The sequence below is a fragment of the Sorangiineae bacterium MSr12523 genome (genome assembly GCA_037157775.1).
Lineage (GTDB): Bacteria > Myxococcota_A > Polyangia > Polyangiales > Polyangiaceae > Pendulispora > Pendulispora brunnea.
Window position 1 is genome coordinate 5076604 of record CP089982.1, and the last position, 23389, is coordinate 5099992.

16 protein-coding genes (1 of these 16 cut by a window edge) are annotated in these 23389 nt (G+C 63.5%); 11 read left to right on the forward strand and 5 right to left on the reverse strand.

Translation table 11 applies throughout. The annotated features are described in order from the left end of the window. The 9 genes in view from LZC95_19275 to LZC95_19315 are tightly spaced (at most 25 nt apart) and all read left to right on the forward strand, a layout consistent with a single transcriptional unit that may run on beyond the window. Positions 1–231: the 3' end of an SDR family NAD(P)-dependent oxidoreductase gene (locus LZC95_19275; protein ID WXA98950.1), read on the forward strand. 20031 nt of this gene lie to the left of the window's left edge; 231 of the gene's 20262 nt are visible here — the last part of the coding sequence; its start codon lies off the left edge, out of view; its stop codon occupies positions 229–231. Continuing rightward, positions 218–5860 (forward strand): SDR family NAD(P)-dependent oxidoreductase, encoded by a 5643-nt coding sequence (locus tag LZC95_19280; protein ID WXA98951.1) that lies wholly within the window; start codon positions 218–220, stop codon positions 5858–5860. Before LZC95_19275 ends, LZC95_19280 begins: the two co-directional genes overlap by 14 nt. Beyond that, entirely contained in the window at positions 5857–6792 is a 936-nt protein-coding gene (locus tag LZC95_19285) for a ketoacyl-ACP synthase III (GenBank protein WXA98952.1), read from the forward strand. Before LZC95_19280 ends, LZC95_19285 begins: the two co-directional genes overlap by 4 nt. A gap of 14 nt (positions 6793–6806) precedes the next feature. Continuing rightward, complete coding sequence (locus LZC95_19290) at positions 6807–7040, forward strand: phosphopantetheine-binding protein (GenBank protein ID WXA98953.1); 234 nt, start codon at positions 6807–6809, stop codon at positions 7038–7040. 2 nt (positions 7041–7042) lie between these two features. Beyond that, positions 7043–8182, forward strand: a complete 1140-nt coding sequence (locus LZC95_19295) for a hypothetical protein (protein WXA98954.1) — start codon at positions 7043–7045, stop codon at positions 8180–8182. A gap of 25 nt (positions 8183–8207) precedes the next feature. Further along, on the forward strand, positions 8208–9092 hold the full coding sequence (locus LZC95_19300; protein ID WXA98955.1) for a phytanoyl-CoA dioxygenase family protein: 885 nt from the start codon (positions 8208–8210) through the stop codon (positions 9090–9092). A gap of 3 nt (positions 9093–9095) precedes the next feature. Further along, positions 9096–10400: a hypothetical protein gene (locus LZC95_19305; GenBank protein WXA98956.1), complete on the forward strand. Its 1305-nt coding sequence runs from the start codon at positions 9096–9098 to the stop codon at positions 10398–10400. A gap of 13 nt (positions 10401–10413) precedes the next feature. Then, positions 10414–11361, forward strand: coding sequence for a methyltransferase domain-containing protein (locus LZC95_19310; GenBank protein ID WXA98957.1), 948 nt, complete (start codon positions 10414–10416; stop codon positions 11359–11361). Between the two features lie 10 nt (positions 11362–11371). Beyond that, positions 11372–12184: an alpha/beta fold hydrolase gene (locus LZC95_19315; protein WXA98958.1), complete on the forward strand. Its 813-nt coding sequence runs from the start codon at positions 11372–11374 to the stop codon at positions 12182–12184. A gap of 63 nt (positions 12185–12247) precedes the next feature. On the opposite strand, the gene LZC95_19320 is transcribed toward LZC95_19315, so the two are convergent. Beyond that, positions 12248–14509, reverse strand: coding sequence for a glycoside hydrolase family 3 C-terminal domain-containing protein (locus LZC95_19320; protein ID WXA98959.1), 2262 nt, complete (start codon positions 14507–14509; stop codon positions 12248–12250). 437 nt (positions 14510–14946) lie between these two features. Between LZC95_19320 and LZC95_19325 the strand changes: the two genes are divergently transcribed. Beyond that, positions 14947–15159, forward strand: coding sequence for a hypothetical protein (locus tag LZC95_19325; GenBank protein WXA98960.1), 213 nt, complete (start codon positions 14947–14949; stop codon positions 15157–15159). Here LZC95_19325 and LZC95_19330 read toward each other — a convergent pair. From LZC95_19330 to LZC95_19345, 4 genes are all read right to left on the reverse strand, one after another. Beyond that, entirely contained in the window at positions 15156–15923 is a 768-nt protein-coding gene (locus LZC95_19330) for an exodeoxyribonuclease III (GenBank protein WXB00358.1), read from the reverse strand. The genes LZC95_19325 and LZC95_19330 overlap by 4 nt on opposite strands. 47 nt (positions 15924–15970) lie before the next feature. Beyond that, positions 15971–16876: a C39 family peptidase gene (locus LZC95_19335; protein WXA98961.1), complete on the reverse strand. Its 906-nt coding sequence runs from the start codon at positions 16874–16876 to the stop codon at positions 15971–15973. Between the two features lie 392 nt (positions 16877–17268). Further along, positions 17269–18261 carry a C39 family peptidase gene (locus LZC95_19340; GenBank protein WXA98962.1) on the reverse strand — a complete coding sequence of 331 codons (993 nt, stop codon included), beginning with the start codon at positions 18259–18261 and terminating at the stop codon, positions 17269–17271. A 91-nt stretch (positions 18262–18352) separates the two neighbouring features. Next, a complete protein-coding gene (locus LZC95_19345) occupies positions 18353–20626 on the reverse strand; it encodes a zinc-dependent metalloprotease (GenBank protein WXA98963.1) in 2274 nt (757 codons plus the stop codon). An 801-nt stretch (positions 20627–21427) separates the two neighbouring features. On the opposite strand from LZC95_19345, the gene LZC95_19350 reads away from it, so the two are divergent. Continuing rightward, positions 21428–23353 (forward strand): hypothetical protein, encoded by a 1926-nt coding sequence (locus LZC95_19350; protein WXA98964.1) that lies wholly within the window; start codon positions 21428–21430, stop codon positions 23351–23353. Positions 23354–23389: the final 36 nt, after the last annotated feature.

Here is a 23389-nt window from a genome sequence, read left to right on the forward strand (position 1 = left end):
GTCGCCGCCGCCTCGGAACTCGACCAAGTCGAGCGCACCCTCATGGCGCTCTACGCCAAAGACTCGTTGCGAGAAACGCTCACCCACCGATTGCGTTCGCTGCTGCGGACATGGTCGGCCGATGGCCAGGACGATTCGACCTTCAACGAAGAAGTCGATGCGGCCGATGCGGACGAGCTTCTTCGCATCATCGACAACACCCTCGGAGAAACTGCGAATGTCATCCGTTAGTGAAGCAAAGCTCACTGAGTACTTGAAACGCGTGACTCAGGAGCTGCGTGCGGCACAAACCCAGGTGCGAAAGCTCGAAGAGAAATCGCACGAGCCGATCGCCATCGTGTCGATGGGCTGCCGCTTTCCCGGTGGTGTGCACGAGCCCGAGCAGCTCTGGGAGATCTTGCGCGAAGGCCGAGACGTCATTTCGGATTTTCCGGACAATCGAGACTGGGACGTCGAAGGCATCTACGATCCCGATCCCGAGGCCCTCGGCAAGAGCTACGTCCGCCAGGGCGGTTTTCTGCACGACGCCGATGCGTTCGACCCGGGATTCTTCGGCATCAGCCCGCGCGAGGCGCTGGCCATCGATCCGCAGCAACGGCTCCTGTTGGAGACGTCGTGGGAAGCCATCGAGCGTGCCGGCATCGATCCGGAGGCCCTTCGCGGATCGCAGACGGGCGTCTTCATCGGGGTGATCTACGACGACTACGCGATGCTCGACGCCCCGCCCGATCTGGAGGGCTACGTCGGCATGGGCAGCGCGGGCAGCGTGGCCTCCGGGCGCATCTCGTACACGTTGGGCCTGCACGGTCCCGCGGTGACCGTGGAAACGGCCTGCAGCTCGTCGCTGGTGGCGATTCACCTGGCGTGCCAGGCCTTGCGGCAGGGCGAGTGCTCGCTGGCGCTGGCCGGCGGCGTGTCGGTGATGGCGACGCCGGGCGTGTTCATCTTGTTTAGCCGCCAGCGCGCCCTGGCACCGGATGCGCGGTGCCGCTCTTTCTCCGCCGAGGCCGACGGATCGAGCTGGGCGGAAGGTGCGGGCATGCTGCTGCTGGAGCGGCTGTCCGATGCCAAGCGGAATGGGCATCCCATTCTGGCGCTGGTGCGGGGCTCGGCCATCAACCAGGACGGCCGCAGCCAGGGATTGTCCGCGCCGAGCGGGCCCGCACAGGAACGCGTGATTGTGCAAGCCCTCGAGAACGCGCGCCTTGGACCGCAGGACATCGACGTGGTCGAGGCACACGGCACGGGCACGAGGCTGGGCGATCCCATCGAGGCCCATGCGCTGTTCGCCACCTATGGCGCGGCGCGCTCGACGGAGACGCCGCTGTGGCTGGGCAGCTTGAAGTCGAACGTGGGGCACATGCAGGCGGCGGCCGGTGTGGCGGGCATCATCAAGATGATCCTGGCCATGCAGCACGGGACCATGCCCAAGACGCTGCACGCGGAGAATCCATCGCCGCACATCGACTGGTCTCCGGGCACCATTCGGCTCTTGAACGAGGCGGTGGCATGGCCCGCGCGCGATGCGACCCGGCCGCGACGCGCGGGCGTGTCGTCGTTCGGCGTGTCGGGAACGAATGCGCACATCGTCCTGGAAGAAGCCCCCGCCGCACAGCCGGCCCCCGAACCGGCCGCCGAGCGGACGACCAAGGCGGTGCCCGTGTTGTTGTCCGGCAAGAGCGAGACCGCATTGCAGGCGCAGGCCGCACGCCTGCACGAGCACCTCGAGAAGCATCCAGAGCTGGCGCTGGTCGATGTCGCACACTCGCTGATGAGCGGACGCTCGCAGTTCGATCATCGGGCCGCGCTGGTGGTGCACCATCGTGAGGAGCTGCTCGGATCCCTGGCGACGTTGGCGCAGGGCGATGTGGCCGCCAACACCGTGGTGGGACGGAGGGCGACGGGTGGCAACAAGGTCGTCTTCGTGTTCCCCGGGCAGGGATCGCAATGGGCCGGGATGGCGCGCTCACTGCTCGAGACGTCCGCGGTCTTCCGTCAGCAGATCGAGGCCTGCGAGCAGGCCTTTGCACCGCACGTGGATTGGTCGCTCGAGGCCGTCTTGCAAGGCCGTGCCGGCGAGGCGCTGGAACGAGTCGATGTCGTGCAGCCCGTGCTCTTCGCCGTCATGGTCTCGCTCGCCGCGGTGTGGCGTTCGCTGGGCGTCGAGCCCCACGCCGTGGTGGGCCACAGTCAGGGTGAGATCGCCGCTGCCTTCGTCGCTGGGGCACTGACGCTCGAGGACGCGGCCAAGGTCGTCACCTTGCGCAGCAAGTCGCTCACGCGGCTCGCGGGGAAGGGAGCTATGGCGTCGGTGCAGCTCGGGGCGGCGGAGCTCGGGCCGTACCTGGAGCCGTTCGGCGCGCAGCTGTCGGTGGCGAGTGTGAACAGCCCGCAATCGACCTTGGTGTCGGGCGATCCGGATGCCATAGACAGCTTGCTCGCGCAGCTGGGCGCAAAGCAAATCTTCGCGCGCAAGGTGCGGGTGGACTACGCGTCGCACTGCGCGCACGTCGAGGCGGTGGAAGGAGAGCTCCTGGAGCGGCTCGCGGGGATCTCACCGCGTGCGGCCTCGGTTCCGTTCTACTCGACGGTGACGGGACGCCGGCTCGGCGGGGCCGAGCTCGACGCGGGCTACTGGTACCGCAACCTGCGGCAAACGGTCTGCTTTCGGGAGGTCGCCGAAAGCCTCTTTGCCGAGGGCCATCGCTTCTTCATCGAGGTGAGCCCGCATCCGGTGTTGGCACTCCCCCTCGGCGAAACGCTCTCCGAGCTGGGTGAGCCGGTCGTCGTGGGCTCCCTCCGACGCGACGATGGCAGCTTCGCACGGTTTCTCCTGTCCTTCGCCGAGCTGCACACCCGCGGTCTCGCGGTGCCGTGGAGCGCGGTCTTCGAGCCCCTCGGTGGCCGTCGCGTCGACCTGCCGACGTACGCCTTTCAACGGGAGCGATTCTGGCTCGACCCGCCGCGCATGTTCGCTGCACGCGCATCGCACCAGGAACGCGCCACCGAGGATGCCGAGTTTTGGGAGGCCGTCGAAAAGGGCGACATCGAGGCCCTGGGCAACGCCCTTCGCGCTCGTGACGACGTGCATCGCAGCGCCCTGACCGCCTTGATGCCCGCGCTGTCGACCTGGCGCAGCCGCCGGCGTGAGCAGGCCACCATCGATTCGTGGCGTTACCGCATCACGTGGAAGTCGCTGCCGCACTCCGAGGCCAGGGTGGATCTCCGCGGCCGCTGGCTCTTGGTCGTCCCCGAGCGCGTGGCCAGCGACGACGGTGTCGCATTCGTGAACGGTGCGCTCACCCAACGGGGCGGCAACGTCGTCGTGCTTTCGGTCGGGGATGACGCCCTGGAACGCGAGGCGCTGGCCGCGCGGCTGCGTGAGATCGCGCAGAACGAAACCCTGCGGGGCGTCGTGTCGCTCTTGGCGTGGGACGAAACACAGCTGGCGTCGCACGGAAACGTGCCCGCAGGCCTGGCGCTCTCCCTCAGCCTCGTGCAAGCCCTCGAAGACGCGGGCATCTCCGCGCCCGCCTGGTTCCTCACCCGCGGCGCGGTCCGCGTGCAGGACACCGAGCCGCTGCAGCACCCCGTGCAAGCGATGCTCTGGGGCCTCGGCCGCGTGGCCGCGCTCGAGTACCCGGCGCTCTGGGGCGGGCTCCTCGACATCGACGCCGCGCTGGATCCGAAGGCGCTCGCGCCCTGGCTCGCGCGTTTGGGCTCCGCGAACACCGAAGACCAGCTCGCACTGCGAGATGGAAAGCTGTACGCACGGCGCCTCGTTCGCGCCCCGCTCGGCGACGCGGCGAGTGCGCGCGCCTTCCAGGCGACGGGCGCCGTGCTCATCACCGGCGGCACCGGCGGCCTGGGCGCGCACGTGGCGCGCTGGTATGCGCAGCATGGCGCCGAGCACGTGGTGCTGGTCAGCCGCCGTGGCCCCGATGCCCCGGGCGCTGCGGACCTCACTGCGGAGCTCACGGCGCTTGGCGTCGGCGTCACCGTCGAAGCGTGCAACATCGCCGACCGCCCCGCCGTCGAGGCGCTTTTGCAAAGACTCCAGGCGCGGGACATCTCCGTGCGTGCCGTCGTGCACGCGGGCGGTGTCTTCCCGCAGATTGCACTGCGCTCGACCCGCGTGGCCGATTTGGCCGAGGTCCTCTCGGGCAAAGCGCTCGGCGCGCAGCATCTGCACGAATTGCTCGCGGACGCTTCGCTCGACGCCTTCGTGCTCTTCGCCTCGGGCGCCGGCGTTTGGGGCGGCGGCAACCAGGGCGCCTACGCCGCGGCCAACGCCTTCCTCGATGCCCTGGCCGAGCATCGCCGTGCGCTGGGCCTGCCGGCGACGTCGATTGCCTGGGGTGGCTGGGCTGGCGCCGGGGGTGTGGACGAAGCGGACGCCGAAAGGCTTCAACGTCGCGGGGTCGCGCTGATGGAGCCCGCGCTGGCCGTGTCGGCTTTGGGCCAAGCCGTCGCGCACGAAGAGACCAACCTCACTATCACCAACATGGATTGGGCGCGCTTCGCCCCGGTCTTCGAAGCGGCCCGCGCCCGCCCGCTGCTGCACGATCTCCCCGAGGTCCAGCACGCCGCCGCGAAGCAGCCCGACAATGCCGCGGCCAAGGGAGAGCGCCTCGCCAAGCTGCAGGCCATGCCCGCGAACGAGCGAACCGCGCACCTCGTCTCGGTACTTCAATCACACACCGCCGCGGTGCTGGGCCACTCCGACGCCTCCAAGGTGGACGTGCACAAGCACTTCTTCGATTTGGGGCTCGATTCGCTCACCGGCTTGGAGCTCCGAAATCGCGTCGTCGCCACCACGGGACTCACCGTGCCGTTCTCGCTGTTTCTCCAGGCCACCAATGTCCGCAACGTGGCCGACCTGCTCGCTCGAAAGGTGCAGGAGACGCATAGCCCGCAACCGGCGGAAGCGCCCCCCGCAGCTGCGGACAACGACGAGGAGAACCTGCGTGCGCTCGTCGCACAGGCCAAGCGCCTCTGCCAGAACGACGCCTATGAGACCGGCGAAGAGCTGCTCATGGTCGCCGGCCGCATTCGCCGCGAGCGCGAGGCCAAAAACCCCGCCCAATACCGAGACTACCCCTCGGAGCCCATTCCGATCGCCCGCGCCGGCGCCGCGTCTTCTTTGCCTTCGCTGTTCTGCATTGCGCCCATCGTCCCCATTCCGTCCGCGGTCACCTATGCCCGATTCGGCACGGCCCTCGACGGGATCCGCAACGTGTGGGCCATGCCGCACCAGGGCTTCGCCCAGGGCGAATCGCTCCCCGCCGACCGTGCTGCGCTCGCCCGGGCGACCGCGCAGAGCATCTTGCGCACGGCCTCGGACAAGCCCTTCGCCGTGGTCGGCTTCTCCGCCGGCGGCTGGCTCGCCCACGACGTGGTGAACGAACTGGAAAACGTTGGGGCATCGCCCGCGGCGTTGATCATGATCGACTCGTACCGCCTGAACACCGTGCCGGCGCAGATGATCGCGTCGTTCCGGCATTCCTGGATGAAGTACTTTCCAACCCTTCCCTGGACGGACTCGGAATTCACCGCCCACGGCTGGTACCTGCGCCTGTTCATGGATTGGGCGCCCTCGAAAATCGCCGCGCCGATCCTTCTCGCCCGCGTCACCGAGCCGGTGGACGGGATGGAGAATCAAACGGTGCAGGGGAGCTCCGACTGGCGCGCCACGTGGGATCAGCCGCACTCCCTCGTCGAAGTGCCCGGGGATCACTTCAACGTGCTGCTCGAGCATTCGAACACCACCGCGCGTGCCATCCACGAGTGGCTCTCGGGGCTGCGCACCGCGGAGCATCCCGCGCCGCGCCGCAGGGAAGGAATGGTGGCCATCCCATGAAAACCGGAATTCGCATTGCCACCATCGGCACGTACATTCCTCGAACGCGCGTGCCGAATGCCGAGCTCGCACCGGGGCTCGAAATCCAGCCGGCATTCCTCGAAAACAAAATTGGCGTACGCCAGCGTGCCGTCAAAGACGCGACGGAACGGACGAGCGACCTTTGCCAAAAGGCATTCGAAAGCCTTCTGCAGCGCCGCCACGTCGACCTCGCGGCGGTGCGCCTGGTCTGCGTGGTGACGCAGAATCCCGATTGCAGAATCCCGCACACCGCGGCCATCGTTCATCGCAAATTGGGCGCAGGAAAACAATGCGCCACCTTCGACATCTCCCAGGGATGCGCGGGTTACGTGCACGGAGTGGCCATCGCATCGGCCTTTCTCCAGAGCCTGGGCGAGGGTGACGGCCTGCTTTTTACCTGCGATCCATACTCGGTCATCGTCGACCCGAAGGATCGCGGCACCGCCCTCATCTTCGGGGATGCCGCCACGGTGACCTATCTTTCGCGAAAAGAGCCGGGCTACACCGTCGTCGACTCCGATTTCGGAACGGTCCCCGAAAGCACAGAGTGCCTTTTCGACGATGGCCGCCGCCTTCACATGGACGGGCGCCAGGTATTTTCCAATGCCGCGCGCGAGGTCCCGGAGAGCATCCGCCGCATCCTCGGGCGAAACGAATTGACGAACGACGATGTCGACCAGTTCTTGCTTCACCCTGGTTCGAAATACATCGTCGACTTCCTGCGCGGGGCCTTGGGCCTCGACCACACCAAAGTACCGTTCGGAATCGAGGATTACGGAAATACCGTCTCCTCGTCGATTCCCCTCATGCTCGAGGGGTGCCTGACATTGCACAAATACCCGCGGATCGTTTCCAGTGGATTCGGGGTCGGATTTTCGTGGGGGACCAATCTCGTCGAGTGGCGAACCTGAAGGACAGAACCGATATGATTACGAGAGACAACATCGTTGAATTGTTTGGCGCGGCCGAGATCCACGTGTCCATGGCCGATTTGAAAGATGGTGAGCCCCTCGCCATGCAAGGGCTCGATTCGCTGGATATGGCCAATCTGCTCTTCCAGATCGAGCAGAAGTTCGGCCTCACCATTTCTCCGAACGACGCGTCCAGGCTGCGCACGGTGCAGGACATGGTCGACTACGTCGGAAGCAAGCGCCATTGACGATGAAGCCCACGACGACCGAGGCCTGGGTTCTGCGAAAAGATCCCGGCCTACGCAACGGCGAACGCGCCCTCGGCCCGCTGACGCTCGAGTCCTTCGACCTGACGCCCCTCGGTGAGGACGACGTGCTCGTCCGCCCGCTCTACGGCTGCTGGGAAGGAAATATGGATCATGCCCTGCGCAGAAGCCCCGTCGACCTCTGCACCTTGCGCGGGGAAGAGACCGTGGTCGTCGGCAATGCGGGGGTCGTGCAGGTCGTCGAGACGGGCAGGAACGTCACCACCTTGCAAGAAGGGGACGTTTGCATCGTCTTCTGCAATGGCACCTGGGACGAGTATGGGTACCCCATTCGCATCTTCGGATACGACGCGCCCGGGACCGTGGGGGTTTTGGCCAAGACGACCAAAATGCACCACCGCCAACTGGTGCGCGTACCGACGCCGACGTCCCGCGCGGCCCTGCGGCAGTGGGCCGCGTTTTCGCTCCGCTACGTGACCGCATGGGCCAATTGGCGTGTGGCCTATGCGTGCTGGCGCTCGCAGATGATCGATTGCCCGCACGAGGACGCCTTGGTGTGCGCCTGGGGCGGCGGCGTAGCCCTGGCCGAGCTCTCGCTGGCCAAGACGATGGGCTTCGAGGCCGCCATGGTCACCTCGACACCGGAGCGCGCCGCCCTGCTTCGCCAGCATGGCATCGAGCCTATCGATCGAAGCTCCTGGACCGAGTCGACCTTCGAAAAGGAGTTCCTCGGGGCCGTGCAGTTGCGAAGCAAAGGTCGCGGCGTATCCATCTTCGTCGACAACTTGGGCATCTCGTACAAAACGACGCTCAAGTCCCTGGCGCGGCAGGGCGTGATCACCACGTCGGGCTGGAAACACGGAATGACCTTGGCCGCTTCACGCGCCATGGAGTGCATTGGGCGCCATATTCACGTGCATACCCATTATGCGCGCTACGAGGAGGGGGAAGCCTCGGTTCGTTTCGCCCACGAGAACGGCTGGCTGCCGCCCGTGGACGATCGCGTAACCACCTGGAATCGCATTCCGGACCTCGCGCAGGAATACGCTCGAGGCCGCGTCGATTCCTATTTTCCCATTTTTTCCGTCAACGAAGATCTATTGGCCTCGTACGACGAGGTCTGAAATTCGTATTTGAAAGAGGTATTTCATGCAATCGAATGAACAACAGCGCCCCGCGGGCAGCCTCAGCCCGGAACAAGTCGCGAATTTCGAGCGCGATGGGTTTCTCGTCGTCGAAAACCTGGTCGATCCGGAAAGCTGCGACGTGCTGCTCCGGCGCGGAATGGAGCTCGCGGCCGGGTGCGATCCGAGCACCTTCATCGCCGCTTTTGCTTCGTACGGCAAAGGCAAGAAGTACGAAACGGACAATGCCGCCGCGCGCTACATCCAAGAATCGGCGGACAAGGCGAGCTTCTTCTTCGAACCGTCGGCCTTCGACGGCCCCGGACAACTCAAGGTGTCCAAGGAGCAGGCCATCCTCAAGATTGGCCATGGCCTGCACGATTGCGATCCGGTGTTCGACACGTTCTCGCGCCAACCGCGGTTCAAGGCGCTCGTGGAGAGCTTGGGCCTGCGCAAGCCGCTGCTCGCCGAGAGCATGTACATGTTCAAACACCCGAAGGTGGGCGGCAAAATCGACATTCACCAGGACGGCACCTTCCTCTTCACGGAGCCGAGCAGCGTGATCGGCCTGTGGACGGCCCTCGAAGATGCCACCGTCGACAATGGGTGCCTCTGGGCGCTGCCGGGCGGCCACAAAGGCGGATTGCGATCGCGATACATTCGCACGGAGCAGGGCGACAAGTTCGACGTGTACGATGCGACGCCGTTCCCGGAGAACGAGTTCGTGCCGCTGGAGGCGAAAAAAGGCTCCGTCGTGGTGCTGCATGGCGCGGTGCCCCACATGAGCCGCGCCAACGTCTCGCCGCGCTCGCGGCAGGCGTACAGCGTGCATTTGATCGATGGCACGCTGCCCTGGCCGGCGGGGAACTGGCTTCAGCGGTCGGCGTCCAATCCGTTCCGAGGCTTCTAGACCATGCCCGCCTCTACGCAGCCGGCTCGGCGGACGCTGTCGCCGAGTGAAGCCGTTTATATCCGACTACGAACCTTCATCGTATACAGCGTATGCGTAGATGGTGACATCGACCTTTCGGCCATGCGCCGCGCCTTCGTGGCGCTCCGGGAGGCGCATCCGCTCCTCGGATGCACGCTGAAGCAAAACGGCGAAGAGGCCTATTTCGAATCGGACGACATTGGGCAGCCGACGGTGCTCGTCTCGGAGCGCGAGCCGGATCCGCTGGCCCTTCCGGGGCTCGAGCTCGATCAAGCCAGGGCCCTCAGCGGGCTCGAGATCGTTCGCCGCGGGCACCGTGCGCGGGTCGATTTGCACGTGCACCACAGCATGGCCGATGCGGCCCATGGCCTTACGCTCCTCGAGGAGTTGTGGGCGCGCTACACGGATTGCGTCACGAACGGTGACACCGCGCTGGACGTGGTGGAGGTTCAGCCGCTCCCCGCCTCGTACGAAGAGCTGCTCGCCGCGCGCGGCGTTCGCAAAGGAGAGCGCACCGGGCTCGAATGGCTCGCCCCACCGTCTCCCGCGACGCCGTCTCCCGCGGCGCCGAAGCCGGAGCCCATTCGCCACGAGCTCTCGATGACCCGAGGCCGCATGCGGCTGACCAACGAGACCACGGCCGCACTCGAGCAGGCCGCCCGCGCCAACGGCACCACGCTCGACGCGCTGGCCTCGGCAGCCATTCTGGCGGCGGCCGCGAGCTTTCACCCGGCCGCGGCGACGCGCTCCGACGCATCGCCCACGCCGTTGCCGTTCATCCTCGCGATGAACGTGCGGCCGCACCTGACGCCGCCCGCAAAGCCCGCCGACGGGACGACCATGATGGGCCTCTCCACGCACCTGGCTCTCTTCGGCCCGCGCACGTCGCTCCTCGACGTGGCCCGGGGCATCGACCAGCGACGGAACGCCGAGTTGTCGGAAGGGCTCATCCAGCAGGCCGTGTTGCACGAAAGCTTCACCAAGACGCCCGAGAAGGTGACCCCGCCCACCGAGGTCGTCGCCGTGTTCTCCACCAATTGGGGAATGATTCCGGACGTGCGCGTGCCCGATGGCCTCGTGGCGACGGACTTCGTGGGCATGCTGTTTCCGCCGGCCCGTACCCACGCGGGCGTTCCCATGTTCCTGCTGACGACCTTCCAGGGTCAGCTGAGCATGCAAGCCATGTTCACCGCTGCGCGCCCGGGTCTACCCACGACGCAGCAGATTCTCGACGCCGTCAAATCGCAAATCGACGGCTTGCTCCGCAACAACGAAGTCGCCCGGTAACGAGGTTATTGTCATGGGTTCGGTACTCCAAATATTGAAGCTCACCACGAATTCATCCAACGCGCTGTCGCAAGTCAATGTCGGCGGCGAGGGAATGAGCGAGAGCGAAAGCGACAAGATCAAGCAGAACATCGGGGCGAGCTACGACTTTTTCAGCAGTTTTGGCAGCAGCTTCTGGAACTGGGGCATGGATCAACATGCCGTTCACCAGAAACTCGCGCGCGAAATCCCCAATTACGATCAATACGGTTCCGACGGTTGCTCGGAGCAGCTCTATTTCTACACCTTCAACAAGATTCCGCGGGTGGCGGGGCAGGTGAGGAAGGTGCTCGAGGTGGGATCCGGCACCGGCGCCGGCCTCAATTTCATCTCGAGGCTCGAGGCAGGGAGCGAATTCGTCGGTTTGGACATTTCGCAGAAAGCCGTCGCGCGCGCCAATGGCACCTTTGCCCGCCCCGGGGCACTCTCCTTCGTTCACGGTGACGCCGAGCGCCTTCCGTTCCCCGATGGTGAGTTCGACGCGGTCATCAACGTGGAGAGCTCGCACAATTATCCGAACTTGGGCAAGTTCATTGCCGAGGTCGCGCGCGTGCTTCGCCCGGGAGGGTACTTTTCACACGTGGACATGTATTCGACGCAACGCCGCGAGGCCATGAATCAATGCAAGACCCAAACGAAAGACCGCCTCGTTTGGCTGGAGGAGGAAGACGTCACCGATCACGTGAAGGCCTCCATCCGCAAGCGTCTGAGCCCCAACAGCGTCTTTCTGAAGCGATTGAAGGCCAACACCCCCCGCTCCGTTCGCCCGCTGGTCAAATCGGGTATTGGCGCGTGGTTCGTGAAAGACCGAAGTTCGATTGACATTCTCTCCAAGTTGCTGAGCCGGCGGGACGACCGCTCGACCAATCTGCAAGCCGAAATACGAACGTACGCGCACACCCTGGCCAAGAAGGCGCCGTGAGGAGCACCACATGAACGGGACGACGAAATCGAACAACGCCATCTTGATGATCCACGGCCTCTGCTGCGGGGCCGAGGTGTGGGACCGCATGGCGGGCGCATTCCGCCAGCTCGGTTGGCGGGTGGAAGCGCCCACGTTGAGCCCGCACCTCCGGGTGAAAGACGCTCCGTCCGACGAGCTGGCGAAAATGAGCCTCAAGGACTACGTCGACGAAATGGAGGGCGCGGCCCGGCGCCTCGAGGCGGATACGGGCCACCGGCCCATCGTCGTTGGGCATTCGCTGGGTGGGCTCATCGCGCAGAAGCTCGCGGAGCGCGGTGCGGCGCGCGCGGCCGTGTTCATGACGCCCCTGGCGCCGGCCGGGGTGCCTCCCAAGCTGTCGCTCGCGCCCTTCGTGACCTTGGGCAATATTCTCTTTTCGCGAAACCTGGAGAAGAGACCCGTCAAAATCTGGGAGACGGGATTCAAGTGGGGCATGTTGAACGGCGTTCCCGCGTCGCGGCACAAGGAGATTTACGCGACCATGCGCTATTGCTCGGGCATGGTCTTCCGCGATCTCATCATGCCGGACAAAAATCCGGAGCGCGTGGCCTACGTCGACGAAACGCGGATCAACGTCCCAACGTTGACCATTGGCGCGGTCAAAGATCGTACTGTGCCCGTGGCCACGCACCGCCTCGTGGCCGAGAAGTACAAGCGCGTGGGCGGCGACTACCTGGAGTATTCCGATCGCGCGCACTGGGTGTTGGACGATCTCGGCACCGACCGCACCGTCGCGGACATCACCAACTGGCTCGAGTCGAAGCAGCTCGGTTTGGCGTAGCCGCACACTGAAAAAAGCCCCGCCGCCCAACGTGAACGTGGGCCGCGGGGCTTTTGCGTTCCATCAGGGAAGTGCCATCGCCTTCGTCAGGGCACGAGGATCGCGCGAAGATGTTCCCGCGACGAAGGTGTAATCGCCGCCGTTGACCTTCCACACATGCGTCGACGTATCCCACGTGGCGAGTCGCTGGGCGGGCACCGTAAGCTGGATCGTTTGGGCCTGACCGGGCTCCAGCGACACTTTCTTCCAGCCCACGAGGCGATTCGGGGGCTCTCCCAAGCCCGCGGGCAGCTTGGCATACACTTGGGCCACTTCGGCTCCTGCGCGCGTGCCGTCGTTGGTGACCGTGAACGTCACCGTCACGTCTCCCTTGGCCTCACGGCGGGCGTCCAAGTTCGAATACGAGAACGTGGTGTACGACAATCCGTGGCCGAACGGGAAAAGCGGCTCGAGCTGCTTCGCGTCGTACCATCGATACCCGATCAGCAGGCCTTCGCGGTAGACCACGTTGGGATCGCTCGGCGAGATGACCGGCTGCGGCAAATCCGCATCTTGCTTGGGAAAGGAGAGGGGAAGCTTGCCCGACGGATTGGCATCGCCGAACAGCAAATCGGCCACCGCCTGACCGCCGCGCACGCCCGGATACCAAACTTCGAGAACCGCGTGGACGCGATCGATCCAAGGCATCAGAACGGGGCTTCCCGTTTGCAGAACCACCACCACGCGTTTGCCCTTGGCCGCGATGGCCTCGATGAGGGCATTCTGATCGTAGCTTTGATTGTACGGATCCGTACGCGTATCGGGCAGGGCCAGACTGGCGAGATCGTTTCCTTCGGTTTCCCACTGGGTCGCGAAGACGATGGCGACATCCGCCTGGGCCGCCGCATTGGCCGCGGCCACCGAGTCGTTTCCATCGAAATACGTGACCTTCGCCCCCGGCGCCTTGGCCTGGATTGCCGCAAGTGGCGCCGATTTGTACCACGTTGCACAATGCGGAATGAACACGGGGCCGGGCGGCTCTTGGCATCCGCTGACGGCATTGCCATCGGCCGCCGGAACCGCGCCCGAGCCACCCCCGGACAGAACGCCGGCGTCGGCATGGCCGCCAATCACGACGATGGACGACACGCCCGTCGCGTTAGTCGCGTTAGTCGCGGCGAGCGGCAGGGCCGCGGATGCATTCTTCAACAGCACCGCCGATTGGCGCGCGACAGCGAGGGCCGACGCATTGCCGGCGTCCTGGTCGATGGCGCCGGAGGGGAGCGGCGGCGCATCCATGATCCCTACGCGCGCCAAGGTGCGCAATTTCCGGTGAACCATGTCGTCGAGCCGCGACATGGGCACCGAACCGTCGTCGACGGCCGCCCGAAGCTTCGTATTGAAGTGGGAGCCGAGCATTTTGAAGATGGGGTGGGTGCTGGCGTCGTTGGAAAAGCCGGGTTGCTCCTCATCGAGCCCGGCGAGGGCTGCCGGTGCCGTGCTGTGCGTGGCGCCCCAATCCGATTGAACGACACCCCGAAAGCCCCACTCTTTCTTGAGAACGTCGGTCAAAATATACGGGTTTTCGCAAGCATACGTGCCGTTCACTTTGTTGTACGCGCACATGACGCTACCGGGTTGGCCTTCTTTGATGGCGATTTCGAAGGCGAGCAGCTCCGTTTCGCGCATCGTGCGCTCGTCGACCTGCGAATCCGAGGTCATGCGGCTCGTCTCGTGGTCGTTCATGGCATAATGCTTGACGGTGGCAATGACCTTTTGCCCCTGCGTGCCGATGGTGCGCGCGGCGAGCATGGTGCCGCTCAATACCGGGTCTTCGCCCATGTTTTCGAAGGTGCGGCCGCTGCGCGGTTCGCGGGCCAGATTGGTCGCGCCACCGAGCCCTTCGGTATATCCAAGTGTGCGCAATTCGATGGCAATGCGTTTGCCATATTCTTGGGCAAGATCCGGATCCCAACTGGCCGCCAGCGCGAGGGGCGCAGGCAGGGCCGTGGCATGCGTGTCCTTGAGATTGACCCCGCAGGCGGAATCCGCACTGGTCACTTGGGGAATACCGAGCCGCGGAATTCCAGGGATGTAGCTCGCCCCGAGCAAGGCCTCGGGAGGAAACGTGCCATATCCCGCAATGGGCATTCCCGTGCCATGCACGAGCGCGATTTTCTCGTCGCTCGTCAGTTGCGCAACGAGCTTCGTGGCCCGCCGCTCGGCCACCGAGTCGGGGTCGTTTGTCGCCGGCGGCGCATCGCCGTCGTTGCTCGTACACGCTGGCGCGATCATGGCACTGCATGCGAGCGCAACGGCCGTGCGGCGGAAATACATACGACTCATGATTCCTCCATAAGATGTCATCTTCACTTCATGAATGGACCCATCGCGCCAAAATGAATCTCGATGGGATGGGACCCTGAGTTGAAATCGAATATGCCGTATATAGCTTAGCGAGAGATCATTACGAACATTGAATGTGGGAACGACTTCAAAGTAGACGAAAATCATTCACGACCGCAGCGGCGCGCCTGCTCGGGGTCGGCACGTCGCATGAACGGCTCGCCGCGCAGCACACCGTGGCACCATGGGACTCAACGCTGCGCCCCCATGTGCGCGGGGAACCGTCCTCGTCCTCGATGCCGAGCACTCGAACGCCGTCGCGTCGCAGGCAAACCATCGGCTGGACCGCCCCCTACGTGGACGACGGCGCAACCTATGCTTTGGCAAGCAGCCAAACCGTTGGCTGCCGTTCATGACGGCGTGGAGCGAGACCTGCCATGTCCTACGAAGAGAAGTTCGCTGACTTGATCAAGCTGTGCCAAAACGCGACGCGCGACGGTGCGAACCTCGTGCTGCTCCCCGAACCCGAGATCCTCGGCGATACGTACGAGGAGCTTGTCGAGAGTTTGAACCGAATTGCCGACGCCGACTTGAAGGTGTCGATTGTGCCGCGCCGGCAGCGTGCCAGCATCAACTTGACCATCAATTAGTGCGTGTCGACCACGGTCGGAGCGTGGTCGCTACCGCCTCGATCACGTGGGTCGTCGAGAATCGACGCCGAGCGCACGTGAGGGACCAGGTCCTCCGAGACGAGGATATAGTCCACACGCGCCGCATCCAGACGGCCAGGACGAGCCCGGCGATTGAACCAGGTATAGCGACGCTCCTCGGGATGGAGATGCCGGTAGATGTCCACCATTCCGCTCCGCGCCAGGAGCTCCGCGAGCGCGGCCCGAGCTCGCACGTGGGGTTCTTCGGTTCGCAAACGCGGGTACGTGTCGAGCTTCGTCGGAGAGACGTTCCAGTCACCCGCCAGGATCACTCCGCCGGAGGCGCGGAGCTCGTGCGCGCGATGGATCACCCGCTCTTGAAATCGTCGTTTGAAGGCGTGTCGATCGCCATTCATCATCCCGAGCTCGTGATCGAAGTACGGTTTATCGGTGCCGTTGACGGCATAAACGTTCCCGATGACGCGGCCGCGCAAATGCGTAAAAACGATTCGCCCTTCGAGATCCCACTCGGGCCTCTCCATGTTCGCCGGGCCGAGCGATTCGCGGATGTAGGTAACGACGCCGTAAGCGCGACCGCCCCGATAGGTCACGTTGCGCGCATCGCGGTTCAGCGAAAAGTGGCAGCGATATCCGGGGAGGGCTAGTTGCATATTCGCAATGTCCTCCGTATCGCACATCCGTATGCGTGTTTCCTGAAGGCAGAGGACTTCGGGCGTCCCGAACTGCGCGAGAATGGCCGGCAAGCTCGCCAGCCGCGAACGGAGATTTTCGATGTTCCAGGAGACCAGCTTCAAAGCGGGACACAACGATAGTACGCAACGCCATCCGACATGAATTTATCGGCGTGCGACCACTCCGCGGCGGTCGCCGTGAAATCGATGCGCGCGGCATGGTTCGAGGAGAGGAAGCCGGCGGCCGTCGCATCCGTGGGCACGTCCTTGTAATCGTCGTAGCGCAAAAGCGCATAACGCCGGCCGGAGACGAGCCCGGATGCGGTGACCGTGGCATGGAGCTGCACCGGTGCCTCGCCCTTGGAGACATTGGGCTCGTCACTCCGGTCGACGGACAGCCGAACGGGCAGGGTCGCTGAGCGTTCGTCCACGATTCCGGTCACCGCGGTGCCGTAATCGACATCGCGCGGGATGCATCCGCCCGCCGACGAATCGTAGGTGCACTTCTTCCGTGTCGCGGAAAGGGTGCCCATGGTGCGGTGCAAGCGATGTCCGAAGTTGGAATGGAACCAAAGCGTGTCCGCCGGATCGTACGACGACGCGCTCTCGTACTCGATGCCCACCGCCGGTACGATGTGGTCGTAGTCCGGATCGTCGGTGCCGTCGGCGAGGTACACGGCGAAAATCGCCGGGTGACCCTGGCGCAAATGAGACTTGAGCCAAACCGAGAACGCTTCGAACTGCGGCTTCGGTTCGTTGGAATTCCAATTCTTGAACCCGAAATGAAGGCGCTCCAGGGTTTTCGACTCGTTGACCCCGAGCAGCACCTCGCCGCCGGCCACCTTGCGCACCACCTTCTGCGAGATCCACGAGCCGTAGTGCAGCGCAATCGACTGGATCGACGTTTCACCGCAATAACCGTGGCCATTGGGCCACTGGGCGCGCGGTGGAATGTCGATTTGGTTCGAGTGCGAGGCAAGAAGACTCGCAGCAAGGCACAAGCCAAAACGCAGCGGGGCGGTCATTTCCTTAATGACGCCTCGTACCAGCGTTTCGCGCGCGAGAAATTACAGCCGCGAGCACTCTCGAGGGGCCGCGCGTCGATGATGACGGGCCCCGCTTCAAGAATCCACGAAAGCGTGGAGCTGCAATTGCCCCACGGCGACGCTTCGGTCGGCCGTTTGGAAGGTGTTGTAGAACCGAGCCGGAGGTGGCGGTCGGTCCTCTTGAGAACGCGTTGTACCTCGCCGCGGCTCCAATCGGCCTGGCACGCGACCCCTCACTCCAGGAGTTGCGAGAAACTCTCGAAGAACTCGACGTCCAGGGCGCCGAGAACGGCGTCGGAGCGGAATCAGCCCGACCATCATCGGCGACGAGCCCTGGGTTTAGCGGAGCCATTGTCATCCCCCGCGATCGTTCACCTGGGTACGCAACGATAATAGGCGACGCCGTCCGAGTCGAACGTATCGGATTCGGCCCATGTATTGCCGGTGGCCGTGAAGTCTACACGTTTGTCGTATTTCGAGGCCAGAAAGCCCGCAGCCATGGCATCCGTGGGGACGTTTTTGGCCTTGTCGTAGCGTAGGAGCGCGTAGCTTCGCCCCTTGGTGAGGCCCGACACCGTCACCGTCGTCTGCATGGTTTCCGCCGACTCGCCTAGCGACACATTGGGCTCGGCGTTGCGAGCCATGACCAACCGGACCGGCAGCGTCGCCCTCTTTCTGTCGGTGATCCCCAGCACGGCGATGCCGTAGTCGACGCCTTGCGGAATGCACCCCCCGGCGTTGCTGTCGTTAATACAACTCTGCCGGGTGCCCCATGACGCACCAAAGGTGCGGCGGACCCTGCCACCAAAGTTGGTATTGAACGAAAGGGTGTCCTGGGCGTCGTAACCTGATGCTCGGCGAAAGTCGATGCCCACGGCCGGCATGATGTGGTCGTACTCGAGGTCGCTGCTCTCACTGAGGTAGGCTGCGAAAATTACGGGATGGCCTTGGACCATCTGGCCTTTGAGCCACGTTGCGAATTGTTGGAACTGCGGCGCGGACGTCTTTTCGTAATCCCAATTTTCGTAGTCGAAATGCAGCGCATCGAGGGCTTTGGTCTCGTTCACCGCGAGCAGGAGCTCGCCCCCCGCGGCATCGCGCACAACCTGCTGCGAGACCCACGCGCCGTAGTGTAGTGCGATGGACTGCAATGACGTTTCCCCGCAGTACCCGTGTCCGTTGCGCCACTGCTCGCGGGGTGGAATATCGAGCTGGACCGAGCCGATTTTTTCCTCTTCGATCGAGGCATCCCCGCATGCGCACGCGCCGACTAGGAGAGCGCCCGCCGTCACGGCCGGACCGAATATCCGCGCACCCAATATCCGAATGAAAATCGGGATGCCGTTACACAGGTTGATTGTCATGCGAAATTTTACTCGTCATTGCAAGAAAAATTGCCTCGAATGATACGGTTCGATACCGTGACTTTTGTTCGATATGTCGGATTAGTAACGGTCATTTCGTGTAATACGGACGCGTGGCGGCATCGATTCGAGCCAGGAGGTCGTCCATCAGCATCGCCTCCGGGCTGCCGGCCGGCAAGCTGGTGCGCACTTCCGCCAAGTTGGTGCGTGCGCTCAGGAGAGCCTCGTACGCCGACTGCGTTTGCAGTTTCTTCAAAACGTCCACTGAGGTGCGACGCGTGTTCCATCCGCGGTATTTGTCGCTGTTGACGGTCACGCCTCGGAGCTCGGTCACGATCGCCTTCAAGGTGTCGCCAACGAGGACGGGGATCGCCGGAATACCGCCGTTCGGAGTGGGGGGTGGCTCGAGGAACACACGGTTGAGCATCCAATTTTGGAATTCGCTCAATCGATCCGTGTAGCCGGGGTACTTGGCATTGTCGGCTGCATGATCGATCCCGACCGCCAGAAGCTCATTGAGCTGTTGCCACGCTCGGCCCTGGTCGATCGTGGAGCCGGCGCGTAGGAACGCTGCCGTACCGTCAAGATAGCGCTGCTCGATGTTACGCTGGTGTTCGGTTGCACCCTCGCCGCGCAGAATGAACTTCAGGTGCTCGTTGTAGTTGGCTCCCCAGTATTTCATCAGTGGATCTTCGGTGCGATCGAACGTCGCGCATGTGGGATCGATGGACGGGATCCGGTCGGTGCAGAAGGGCTGCGTAGGCTCGCTCTTCGACAAGCCATACAGGAGCTTGACGGCGGCATGATCGTAGGGGCCCGGGGGCGCGGGGTCGGTCGCGGCAGCGTCAGAAACCTCGATGTAATCCATCACCGAGCTCTGTTGAGGAGGCGGCACCAGCGAGCCCTTGAAATTGTGCCGGAGGCCCAAGGCGTGGCCAATTTCATGCAGCGCGATGTGGGTAATGTACTTATTCACCGCTTGCGCCCCCGTCAACTTGGCCGCTCGTGGCCCATCCTCATCGTTGCGTTCATCCGAGGCCCCAGCCCACAGCGCGCACAATCGGGTGGGCCGGAAACTACCCCAAGTCATCTCCCGAATGCGCGGCGGTGTCTTAGGCTGGATCGTGCGTTTGAAGGCTCGCGTGGGCGGGTCCAATTTCTCGATGGCATCCCTGAAAAAGCCGGCGGAAAAGTAGACACTGGCGCCTCGGATTTCACCCGTATTCGGATTCAGTCGCCAATCGGCGTACGCGATACCGTTCGGATTGGGATCGTAGATGAAGTAGTTCTTGTCGTCGTCGCCAAACGAGTCGCCGGGTCCAGCTACGCTGGCCTCGAAGACCTTGAAGCCGAACACCTGGTTCCAGTTCTCGATGCCCGCCTTGATGGCGCCGACGATATCGTATTTCGGGTGTTCCTTTGCGACCTGCAACACTGGGTCGGAAATGAACCACTTGATCGGCGCCATCCCCGAGTTGATGTTCCATTTGATCGCGCGCTCCAAAGTGCCCCCGGTGTTCTTCACGAGAAGGGGCGGTGACCGGTAGTAGTACTCCTGTGAGACCTTACCGGCATCGAACGGCGTGAAGCCCTTCCCTTCGGTGTACCTCCGCAAAGCGACGCCAAGTGTGCCAGATATCCTGTACCAATTCTCGTCATAGTCTGGAGAGCCCGTCGTCGTGTCGTTGAGCGCGCCGGTAAACACCTGCTCGAACGTGGCTCCGTCGTTGACGCGGCGGAAGTTTTGCAAGTACGAGAGATCGACTTGGAAGTGCAGTGGTTTGTCGCCCTTCGCGTAGGCATCGGAGACGATGCCAAATCGATTGAGACCGCCCGCCGGGTCGAAGAGTACGTAATCGTCGTGCCCGCGGAGTGAGAGGAATGGTTCGTAATCGCCCACCAGCGGGTAGGCTTCGATGATCGACGACGGATCGAAGATGTCGCTGGAGGCGAGTCCGTCCTGAGCGTCGAACACGAACAGCTTTCCATTTTGCACGCGAAACGTGACCACCCGTGTCCCAAGCGATGTCGCTGGAAACGGGCCAGGTTGCGGGTTCGCTAGAAGCTGCTTCGCGTAGGCCGATAGGAAGTAGCGGCGATTTAGTTCTTTCTTGTTGATGGCGACATAAAATGAATCTTTGGCATGGGACGATGGGACCGACAGCGCGGCGCCGCCCGATGTTGCGTCGGCCTTTTGGGTCAGTTCCTTCGAGAGTGTCCGCGCGATGGAGACGAATGCTTGATCGCGCGCCAGCAGGTCGGCGTCGCCGGAAGGTGGCGCACTCTCGCTGGCACACCCTGCGGCTGCGGCGAAAGGAAGAAGAACGACACCCCATACCGTTGCGCCGAAGTTGAATGTAAACATAAAGACCCTCCAGGACATAGCCCCGCCCCAAAAAGCGGAGTTGTCCTCATACAAGCAATCACCAAGTCGTCTTGAAATAGAGACGCGCGGCGAACGGGGGTGGCGCAAATTAAATTCGTACCACGAGAACGTCGGCACTTGGACCTCCGCGCCGTAGGCTTGCTCACGTAGCTGAAACATCCTTGCAAGCCGCCGTCGAGTCGCTCGGTGTCATAAGGCGAGCCAGTCTGCGGCCGGTGCGCCGAAACTCCGCGCATAGCGAACAGTGCACATGGTTAGAATGAAATAGATCCGACCTTCATGCATCAACATCGATCCCGCCGTGCCAATGGGAGGGCCGGGTTTATCGCCCACCGCAGGGTATCTACACATCGCGCGTGGAATGCGGTCAATGTCGCCCATCGTCGTCGAGTGAGATGTCCGATGTTTGACATCAACGGTAATTCACGACTTCGTAGACTCATTCGCGTTCATTCCTCTCTAGAGCGCCCAATGGAGGCCACCTCCGCATCGTTCTTTTACAACGACGCGCGCCAGCGCGAAGTGACGCAGCGTCGCGCGGTTTTTTTTCGGCTGCCAGCAAGCTTGATGTCGTCGGGGCGGCAAGTGCTTTTGCGATATAGACGAGCTCCCGGCTACTTACGCACTCATCGTAGATTTGTTGATCGATTCGCGTGCAGCCGGGAATCTTGTCTCCCGAACCTTTTCGGAGACTCGAACATGCGTTTTCAAACGAACTATCGACCGGCTCGTCTGTCGGTCGCGGTCCACAGGATATCCGCAGTCACGCTGGTTGGTATCGTGACAGCGGTGTTGGTATTTGCGTGTGGCAACGACCCGTCCCCATCGCAGCCGGAAACTCCAAATGCATCGCCGGAGGCTGGGCCTCGCCAGGATGCCGGAGGTCCGCAAACCGATGCGCAACCCGATCACGTGTCACCACCACCCAGCGCCGGTATCGCGCGCCCGCAGGCCGGAGGCGAACCCACCGCCATTGCACTCTTCGATCATTGGGCGTACATCACCGTCGGTCCTCGCATGATGATTTGGGACGTGACCAAACCGAGCGCACCGTCGTTGCGCGGAGAGACTGCACCGTTCGCGAGCATTCTCCATAGCGTGGCCGTCGAGGGTACCTTTGCATACGTCAGCGAGGCCACACCCGAGGGTGACGGCCAAGTGCGTGTCATCGACGTACACGATCCCGCGGCGCCTGCCGAAGTCTCGTCGTTTCACCTCGGACCGTCCACAACCCCCGAGCCCGCGCGTGGAATGGCAATTGTTGGAAAACAACTTTTCGTTGGCGGTGACGCGGCAATCTGGGTGTTCGACCTCACCAACCCGGGCACGCCGGCACCGGTCAAGTCGATCCAAGGCGGCGCTGAGCATCTTCGCCTCGTCGGCAATCGCCTCTATTATTGGCGCCGCGACATCACTGGCGATCTAGCTCTGGGAGCGCTCGATACCACCGCGAATCTCGCGAACCTCGGCCAGGCGCGCTATTTGAACGCGCTCGGTGCCGACGTTGCGGACGGTGACTTGGTCATCGTCACCGGGGATGGCACACGAGTCTTCGACGCTCGCAATCCCGCGAGCCCGGGCTCGCCGTTGTTCCAGAGCGGTACGCAATCACGCACCCTTGCAGCCCGCGGCCGCACGGCTTGGGTCCCCGGCTGGGACGGGCTGCACGTGCTCGATCTATCCGACCCCAAGAAGATCTCCGACACGGGGCCTACCACGATGCCATCCGAGGGGATCAACGACGTCGCCATCTCGGGCAACGCCCTTGGTGTCGTGACCGACCGCGGCCGGCTGCTCACCGTCGACGTCAGCCAGCCGCGCGCGCCCGTGTCGAAGGCGGTCGTGGATATTTCTCTTTGCGGTAGCTGCACGAGCGTGCACGCCGCGGCGGGAAATTTGTTCATTGGCGCCGGCTCCGCCGGCCTGCGCACGGGCCGTGTTTCGGATTTGTCGTTCCTGGGCAGCGCGTACCCTGGCACTGCGCTCGACTTCGAGCAGGTCGTGGTCCAAGGCAACATCGCGTACGTTGCGGATTGGTACGGGGGAGGATTGCGCATCTACGACGTGTCCGACGCGGCTCGCCCCAAGCAACTCGGCCAGCTACAAGGCGGGAACTTCCACGCGGTCGCCTACTCCAATGGTCGCGTTTACCTCGGACAGCGCACCAATGGCGGCTTGCTCGCCGTGATCGACGTGGCCGATCCGGCTCATCCCACCGTGCTTGGATCGGTCGAGACCGAAGGAACATGGGACATCACCTTGCGGAACTCGCTTGCCTTCGTGGCCGATGACGGCGGGTTGAAAATCTTCGACGTCTCCAATCCGGCGTCGATCAAGAACGTCGGCCAGTACGCATGCTCGTACGCGAGAAGTGTAGCTCTGTCGGGAAACATCGCGGCGCTGGCATGCACCGATGGCTTCCATTTCGTGGACGTGTTGCAGCCATCCCAGATCGTGAAAAAGTCCGTGTGGGCGCCCAAGTGGCCCGGGTCCTCCGCCGCCGTGGCCGCCTTGGGAGCTCGGATGTACCTCGGACACGGCGGGGGCGTCACCGTCGTCGACGTCACCGATGCCGCCTCGCCCAAAGTGCTCGACGCATGGCCGACCTCGTACGACGTCCGCAGCCTGACTTTGTCCGCGCCGGACCAGTTGATTGCCGCATGCGCGATTGGCGGTGTGTACCGATGGAGCCTTCCCTCGAAGTGAGTGGCGTGTAGCTTGCTCACGGCGCCGGGCGTGCTG

Bases quoted from the DNA above. Each gene is read 5' to 3' on its own strand.
- LZC95_19280 (WXA98951.1), top strand. From the start codon at position 218: ATGTCATCCGTTAGTGAAGCAAAGCTCACTGAGTACTTGAAACGCGTG.
- LZC95_19285 (WXA98952.1), top strand. From the start codon at position 5,857: ATGAAAACCGGAATTCGCATTGCCACCATCGGCACGTACATTCCTCGA.
- LZC95_19290 (WXA98953.1), top strand. From the start codon at position 6,807: ATGATTACGAGAGACAACATCGTTGAATTGTTTGGCGCGGCCGAGATC.
- LZC95_19295 (WXA98954.1), top strand. From the start codon at position 7,043: ATGAAGCCCACGACGACCGAGGCCTGGGTTCTGCGAAAAGATCCCGGC.
- LZC95_19300 (WXA98955.1), top strand. From the start codon at position 8,208: ATGCAATCGAATGAACAACAGCGCCCCGCGGGCAGCCTCAGCCCGGAA.
- LZC95_19305 (WXA98956.1), top strand. From the start codon at position 9,096: ATGCCCGCCTCTACGCAGCCGGCTCGGCGGACGCTGTCGCCGAGTGAA.
- LZC95_19310 (WXA98957.1), top strand. From the start codon at position 10,414: ATGGGTTCGGTACTCCAAATATTGAAGCTCACCACGAATTCATCCAAC.
- LZC95_19315 (WXA98958.1), top strand. From the start codon at position 11,372: ATGAACGGGACGACGAAATCGAACAACGCCATCTTGATGATCCACGGC.
- LZC95_19320 (WXA98959.1), bottom strand. From the start codon at position 14,509: ATGAGTCGTATGTATTTCCGCCGCACGGCCGTTGCGCTCGCATGCAGT.
- LZC95_19325 (WXA98960.1), top strand. From the start codon at position 14,947: ATGTCCTACGAAGAGAAGTTCGCTGACTTGATCAAGCTGTGCCAAAAC.
- LZC95_19335 (WXA98961.1), bottom strand. From the start codon at position 16,876: ATGACCGCCCCGCTGCGTTTTGGCTTGTGCCTTGCTGCGAGTCTTCTT.
- LZC95_19340 (WXA98962.1), bottom strand. From the start codon at position 18,261: ATGACAATCAACCTGTGTAACGGCATCCCGATTTTCATTCGGATATTG.
- LZC95_19345 (WXA98963.1), bottom strand. From the start codon at position 20,626: ATGTTTACATTCAACTTCGGCGCAACGGTATGGGGTGTCGTTCTTCTT.